4 protein-coding genes are annotated in these 5,832 nt (G+C 54.3%); 3 read left to right on the plus strand and 1 reads right to left on the minus strand.

Going from position 1 to position 5,832, the window contains the following annotated elements; translation table 11 throughout:
- Positions 1 to 27: 27 nt before the first annotated feature.
- Positions 28 to 678 carry an acrEF/envCD operon transcriptional regulator gene (gene envR, locus VZP09_RS18375; protein WP_282308155.1) on the minus strand — a complete coding sequence of 217 codons (651 nt, stop codon included), beginning with the start codon at positions 676 to 678 and terminating at the stop codon, positions 28 to 30.
- 378 nt (positions 679 to 1,056) lie between these two features.
- Here envR and VZP09_RS18380 point away from each other — a divergent pair, with 378 nt between their 5' ends.
- The 3 genes from VZP09_RS18380 to VZP09_RS18390 form a co-directional block, all read left to right on the plus strand.
- Complete coding sequence (locus tag VZP09_RS18380; protein WP_004211699.1) at positions 1,057 to 2,196, plus strand: efflux RND transporter periplasmic adaptor subunit; 1,140 nt, start codon at positions 1,057 to 1,059, stop codon at positions 2,194 to 2,196.
- Between the two features lie 12 nt (positions 2,197 to 2,208).
- Complete coding sequence (locus VZP09_RS18385) at positions 2,209 to 5,319, plus strand: efflux RND transporter permease subunit (RefSeq protein ID WP_032439018.1); 3,111 nt, start codon at positions 2,209 to 2,211, stop codon at positions 5,317 to 5,319.
- A gap of 292 nt (positions 5,320 to 5,611) precedes the next feature.
- Positions 5,612 to 5,832: membrane protein (locus VZP09_RS18390; protein WP_002919103.1), on the plus strand; the 221-nt coding region annotated here is incomplete at its 3' end.

Raw genomic sequence — 5,832 nt, forward strand, 5'->3', positions numbered from 1 at the left:
TATTATCTGCGCCAACAGAACTCATTACTAATTCACCAGCCGTAGCGCAGGCCCTCCCGATAAACGCGCAGCACAGACCACCGCCATTATATTATCCACCAGCGCAGGCGCCTGCTGATAAAGATCGAAGCGTTGCGGATCGAGCAGCCAGTTTTTAATCAGCCCGGAAAAAGCACTGTGTAAAACAATTAATATCACCTCAATGTTTGTTTCGGCTGGCAATATATTGTTACGCACGCAGCACTGCAGGATGCCGCCAATGAGTGAATAATTAAAACCAATACGTTGGCGAATTTCGTATTCCGAAAGCATATCACTGGAAAACTCACAGCGCTGATAAAGAATTTGCATCAGAGCGCGCTGTCGAGGATTCGCAGCAATATAGCGCAGGCCTGCAATAAACCGCTCGCGTAAAGCATTTAACGGTTCCTGTTCGTACTCTATGGCCTGACTGGGCTGAATCAAATCTCTAAGCGGCGGCTGCTGCTGCCACATTTCATTAAACAGCTCCGTCTTACTGGCAAAATGCCAGTACACCGCGCCGCGAGTCACTCCCGCCGCATCGGCGATATCCGTCAGGGTGGTATTGGTTACTCCGCGCAGGGCGAACTGCTGGATTGCGGACTCAATCAGGAGCTGCCGCGTGCGCTGCGCCTCTTCTTTTGTTTTTCTTGCCATACAAGGCCCCACTTCCCGATAAGCAGATAATATAGGATATTCTTAATTAGAATTAATCTAGCATTTGCCATGAAGTATTATTTAGCAAAAATGCAGACAAGTTAATCCTGATGCGAAAAGAGAATTAATTATTCAAGTGAATATCACCGGAAAATACATTCACTGAAATAATGTCTATTTATCAACTTTTACAATTGCGATAAATCGCAATACTACAGTGACCATTTTTTTGTTTTTGCGTGCCTTGCTGATTGCTTAAAAATAAGTATCTCTTACATCCAACGGCGTTTATTTGTAGGATGGCAAACTGCTTTTTGATTCCCTCTTTCTTTCACAGATTCGCCGCCTGATTGGGTACGTAATCTATAAGGAACCGCCATGACGACTCACGCCAGAGTGACACTTTTATCCGGTTTAATTATCTCGGCCTTATTGCTAACCGGTTGCGATAATTCTGACAACCAGCAACCCCATGCGCAGGCGCCGCAGGTTACGGTCCATGTCGTGAACAGCGCGCCGCTATCAGTCACCACCGAACTGCCGGGCCGAACCTCTGCTTTTCGCGTAGCGGAAGTCCGCCCCCAGGTGAGCGGTATCATTCTGAAGCGTAACTTTGTTGAAGGAAGTGATGTCGAAGCAGGCCAGTCGCTCTATCAGATCGATCCGGCGACCTACCAGGCGGCGTGGAACAGCGCCAAAGGCGATGAGGCCAAAGCCGAAGCCGCGGCCGCTATCGCCCATTTGACGGTGAAACGCTACGTTCCACTGCTGGGTACTAAATATATCAGCCAGCAGGAATACGATCAGGCAGTGGCCACCGCCCGCCAGGCCGATGCCGATGTCATCGCCACCAAAGCTGCCGTGGAAACGGCCCGTATCAACCTGGCCTACACCAAAGTAACCTCCCCCATTAGCGGGCGCATCGGTAAATCGAGCGTCACCGAAGGGGCGCTGGTCACCAACGGCCAGTCGGATGCCCTGGCTACCGTCCAGCAGCTCGATCCCATCTATGTCGACGTGACGGAGTCCAGTAATGACTTCATGCGCCTTAAGCAGGAAAGCCTGCAGCGCGGCGGTGATACCAAAAGCGTTGAGCTGGTCATGGAGAACGGCCAGGCCTATCCGCTCAAAGGTTCACTGCAGTTTTCTGACGTCACTGTTGATGAAAGTACGGGCTCAATTACTCTGCGCGCTATCTTCCCTAACCCGCAGCATGTCCTGCTGCCGGGGATGTTCGTCCGTGCCCGCATAGACGAAGGCGTCGATCCGCAGGCTATCCTGGTACCGCAGCAAGGGGTGACCCGCACGCCGCGTGGTGATGCCTCCGTGATGCTGGTGAATGACAAAAACCAGGTTGAAACCCGGGAAGTGGTCGCGACTCAGGCCGTTGGCGATAAGTGGCTTATCACCAGTGGGCTGAAGCCGGGCGATAAAGTGATTGTCAGCGGCTTACAGAAAGTCCGTCCAGGCGTCACTGTCAAAGCGGAAGTGGAGCGTGCGGCGCCGGCCGTGCAATAAGGATACCCAGCCATGTCTAAGTTTTTTATTCATCGACCGGTCTTCGCCTGGGTGCTGGCTATCATTATGATGATTGCCGGCGGCCTGGCCATCCTGCAGCTGCCGATAGCTCAGTACCCGACAATCGCCCCTCCTGCGGTAGCGATCTCCGCCACCTACCCCGGTGCAGATGCCCAGACCGTACAGGATACGGTCACTCAGGTTATCGAGCAGAATATGAACGGCATCGACAATCTGATGTATATGTCGTCGACCAGCGACTCTGCCGGTTCGGTAACCATTACGCTCACCTTTAAATCGGGTACCGATCCCGATATTGCCCAGGTACAGGTGCAAAACAAACTGCAGCTGGCCACGCCGCTGCTGCCCCAGGAAGTACAGCAGCAGGGGATTAGCGTCGAGAAATCCAGTAGCAGCTTCCTGTTGGTCGCCGGCTTTATCTCTGATAACCCGACCACCACCCAGGACGATATTTCTGACTATGTTGCCTCCAATGTCAAAGATCCTATTAGCCGCCTCAACGGCGTGGGCGATGTGCAGCTGTTCGGCGCGCAGTACGCTATGCGCGTCTGGCTGGATGGCAACCTGCTGAATAAATACAACCTGACGCCGGTGGACGTCATCAATGCGCTGCAGGTCCAGAACGATCAGATCGCCGCGGGTCAGCTCGGCGGTACGCCAGCGCTGAAAGGCCAGCAGTTGAACGCGTCAATCATCGCTCAGACGCGGCTCAAAGATCCGCAGGAGTTTGGCAAGGTCACGCTGCGGGTCAACGCCGATGGCTCTGTCGTCCATCTGAAAGACGTCGCCCGCATTGAGCTGGGGGGAGAGAACTATAACGTTGTCGCCAGAATTAACGGTAAACCTGCCTCTGGTCTGGGTATTAAGCTTGCGACCGGCGCCAACGCCCTGGATACCGCCACCGCGATTAAAGCGAAGCTGGCCGAGCTGCAGCCCTACTTCCCTCAGGGGATGAAGGTGGTTTATCCGTATGATACGACCCCTTTCGTCAAAATCTCCATTCACGAAGTGGTCAAAACGCTTTTTGAAGCAATTATTCTCGTCTTTCTTGTCATGTATCTGTTCCTGCAGAACATGCGCGCAACGCTCATTCCAACCATTGCCGTACCCGTGGTGCTGTTGGGAACCTTCGCGGTATTGTCGATGTTTGGCTACTCCATCAACACGCTGACAATGTTTGGCATGGTGTTGGCGATAGGTCTGCTGGTCGATGACGCTATCGTAGTAGTGGAAAACGTCGAACGTGTGATGTTTGAGGAGAAGCTCTCGCCAAAAGAAGCGACGGAAAAATCTATGTCGCAGATCCAGGGAGCGCTGGTGGGTATCGCCATGGTGCTCTCCGCAGTATTTGTCCCGATGGCCTTTTTCGGCGGCTCAACCGGCGCGATTTATCGTCAGTTTTCAATCACCATCGTCTCCGCCATGGCGCTCTCCGTGCTGGTTGCGCTGGTACTGACTCCGGCGCTCTGCGCCACGTTGTTGAAGCCAGCCTCAGCTGAACACCATGAGAAAAAAGGATTTTTCGGCTGGTTTAACGCCCGCTTCGACCAGAGCGTTAACCACTATACCAACAGCGTCAGCGGTATTTTACGTGGAACTGGCCGTTATCTGGTGATCTACCTGCTGATCGTCGTGGGGATGGCCGTGCTGTTCATGCGCTTGCCCACGTCCTTTCTGCCCGACGAAGACCAGGGCGTCTTCCTGACCATGATCCAGCTGCCGTCCGGTGCTACCCAAGAGCGCACGCAGAAGGTCCTGGATACGGTGACCGACTACTACCTGCATAACGAGAAGGCCAACGTCGAAAGCGTCTTTACCGTTAACGGCTTCAGCTTCAGCGGCCAGGGACAAAACTCCGGTATGGCGTTTGTCAGCCTGAAGCCCTGGGAAGCGCGCAGCGGCGATGAAAACAGCGTGGAGTCCATCATCAAGCGGGCCACCGTAGCCTTTAGCCAGATCAAAGACGCCATGGTTTTCCCGTTCAACATGCCAGCCATTATTGAGCTGGGTACCGCCACCGGCTTCGACTTTGAACTGATCGACCAGGGCGGACTCGGTCATACCGCTCTGACCCAGGCGCGCAATCAACTGCTGGGCATGGTGAAACAGCATCCGGATCAGCTGGTTCGGGTACGCCCTAATGGGCTGGAAGATACCCCTCAGTTCAAACTGGATGTCGATCAGGAAAAAGCGCAGGCGCTGGGCGTATCGCTCTCCGATATCAATGAAACGATATCAGCCGCGCTGGGCGGATACTACGTCAATGACTTTATTGACCGCGGCCGCGTGAAAAAAGTGTACGTTCAGGCTGATGCCCACTTCCGTATGCTGCCGAGCGACATTAACAACATGTATGTTCGTAGCGCCAACGGCGAAATGGTGCCGTTCTCCGCCTTTGTCACTTCACGCTGGATATATGGCTCGCCGCGCCTGGAGCGCTACAACGGGTTGCCATCTATGGAGATCCTCGGTGAAGCTTCGCCAGGCAAAAGTACCGGGGAAGCCATGGCGCTGATGGAAACGCTGGCCAGTAAACTGCCGAGCGGCATCGGTTATGACTGGACCGGGATGTCTTACCAGGAACGGCTCTCCGGCAACCAGGCGCCTGCGCTCTATGCCATCTCGCTGATCGTCGTCTTCCTGTGTCTGGCGGCGCTGTATGAGAGCTGGTCGATCCCCTTCTCAGTCATGTTAGTGGTTCCGCTGGGGGTCATTGGCGCGCTGTTAGCCGCCACGCTGCGTGGGCTAAATAATGACGTTTACTTCCAGGTCGGACTCTTGACCACGATCGGTTTGTCGGCCAAGAATGCGATCCTGATCGTCGAGTTCGCCAAGGATCTGATGGAGAAAGAAGGGAAAGGGATCATTGAGGCCACGCTGGAGGCATCGCGGATGCGCCTGCGGCCTATTCTGATGACCTCTCTGGCCTTTATTCTCGGGGTCATGCCGCTGGTGATTAGCCATGGTGCCGGCAGCGGGGCGCAGAATGCGGTTGGCACCGGCGTGATGGGCGGGATGCTGACCGCGACGCTGCTGGCAATCTTCTTTGTTCCGGTGTTCTTCGTGGTCGTTAGACGACGCTTTACCCGGCACGCTGAATAACTCGGCTATGTCTTGAAGGCGCCCCTTGCGGGCGCTTTTTTTCGCATGCAATATTGGCAGCCAGCTAAACGCGCCACAGTCTGGCAACCGCCATCGCACGCAGCATCGCTGAATCACAATCTTTCTCTCCATCTTTTCTGCATATTCCCGGGCTTATCTTCACGATATTTACGCGGCTCATATATTGAGATGATTTCGGCCTCCGGCCCGGACAATTCGCGGTGATAAAATAAGCCATTCCGTTCTGCACTGGCTTTCAGTACAACCCAGCGGATTATCCAGAGGTAATATCATGAAAAAGTATTTAATCGTGGCGCTGCTGGCCTCTCTGCTGGCAGGCTGTGCCCATGACTCTCCCTGCGTACCGGTTTATGACTCGCAAGGCCGCTTAGTCCATACCAATACCTGTATGAAAGGCACAACAGAAGACAACTGGGAAACCGCAGGCGCAATCGCCGGGGGTGCGGCCGCGGTAGCCGGCCTCACGTTAGGGATCGTTGCTCTGACCCGCTA

It is taken from the genome of Klebsiella sp. EMBS2024, assembly GCF_036233805.1.
Lineage (GTDB): Bacteria > Pseudomonadota > Gammaproteobacteria > Enterobacterales > Enterobacteriaceae > Klebsiella > Klebsiella pneumoniae.

Coding starts and splice junctions, on each gene's coding strand:
- envR (WP_282308155.1), bottom strand. CDS start 678: ATGGCAAGAAAAACAAAAGAAGAGGCGCAGCGCACGCGGCAGCTCCTG.
- VZP09_RS18380 (WP_004211699.1), top strand. CDS start 1,057: ATGACGACTCACGCCAGAGTGACACTTTTATCCGGTTTAATTATCTCG.
- VZP09_RS18385 (WP_032439018.1), top strand. CDS start 2,209: ATGTCTAAGTTTTTTATTCATCGACCGGTCTTCGCCTGGGTGCTGGCT.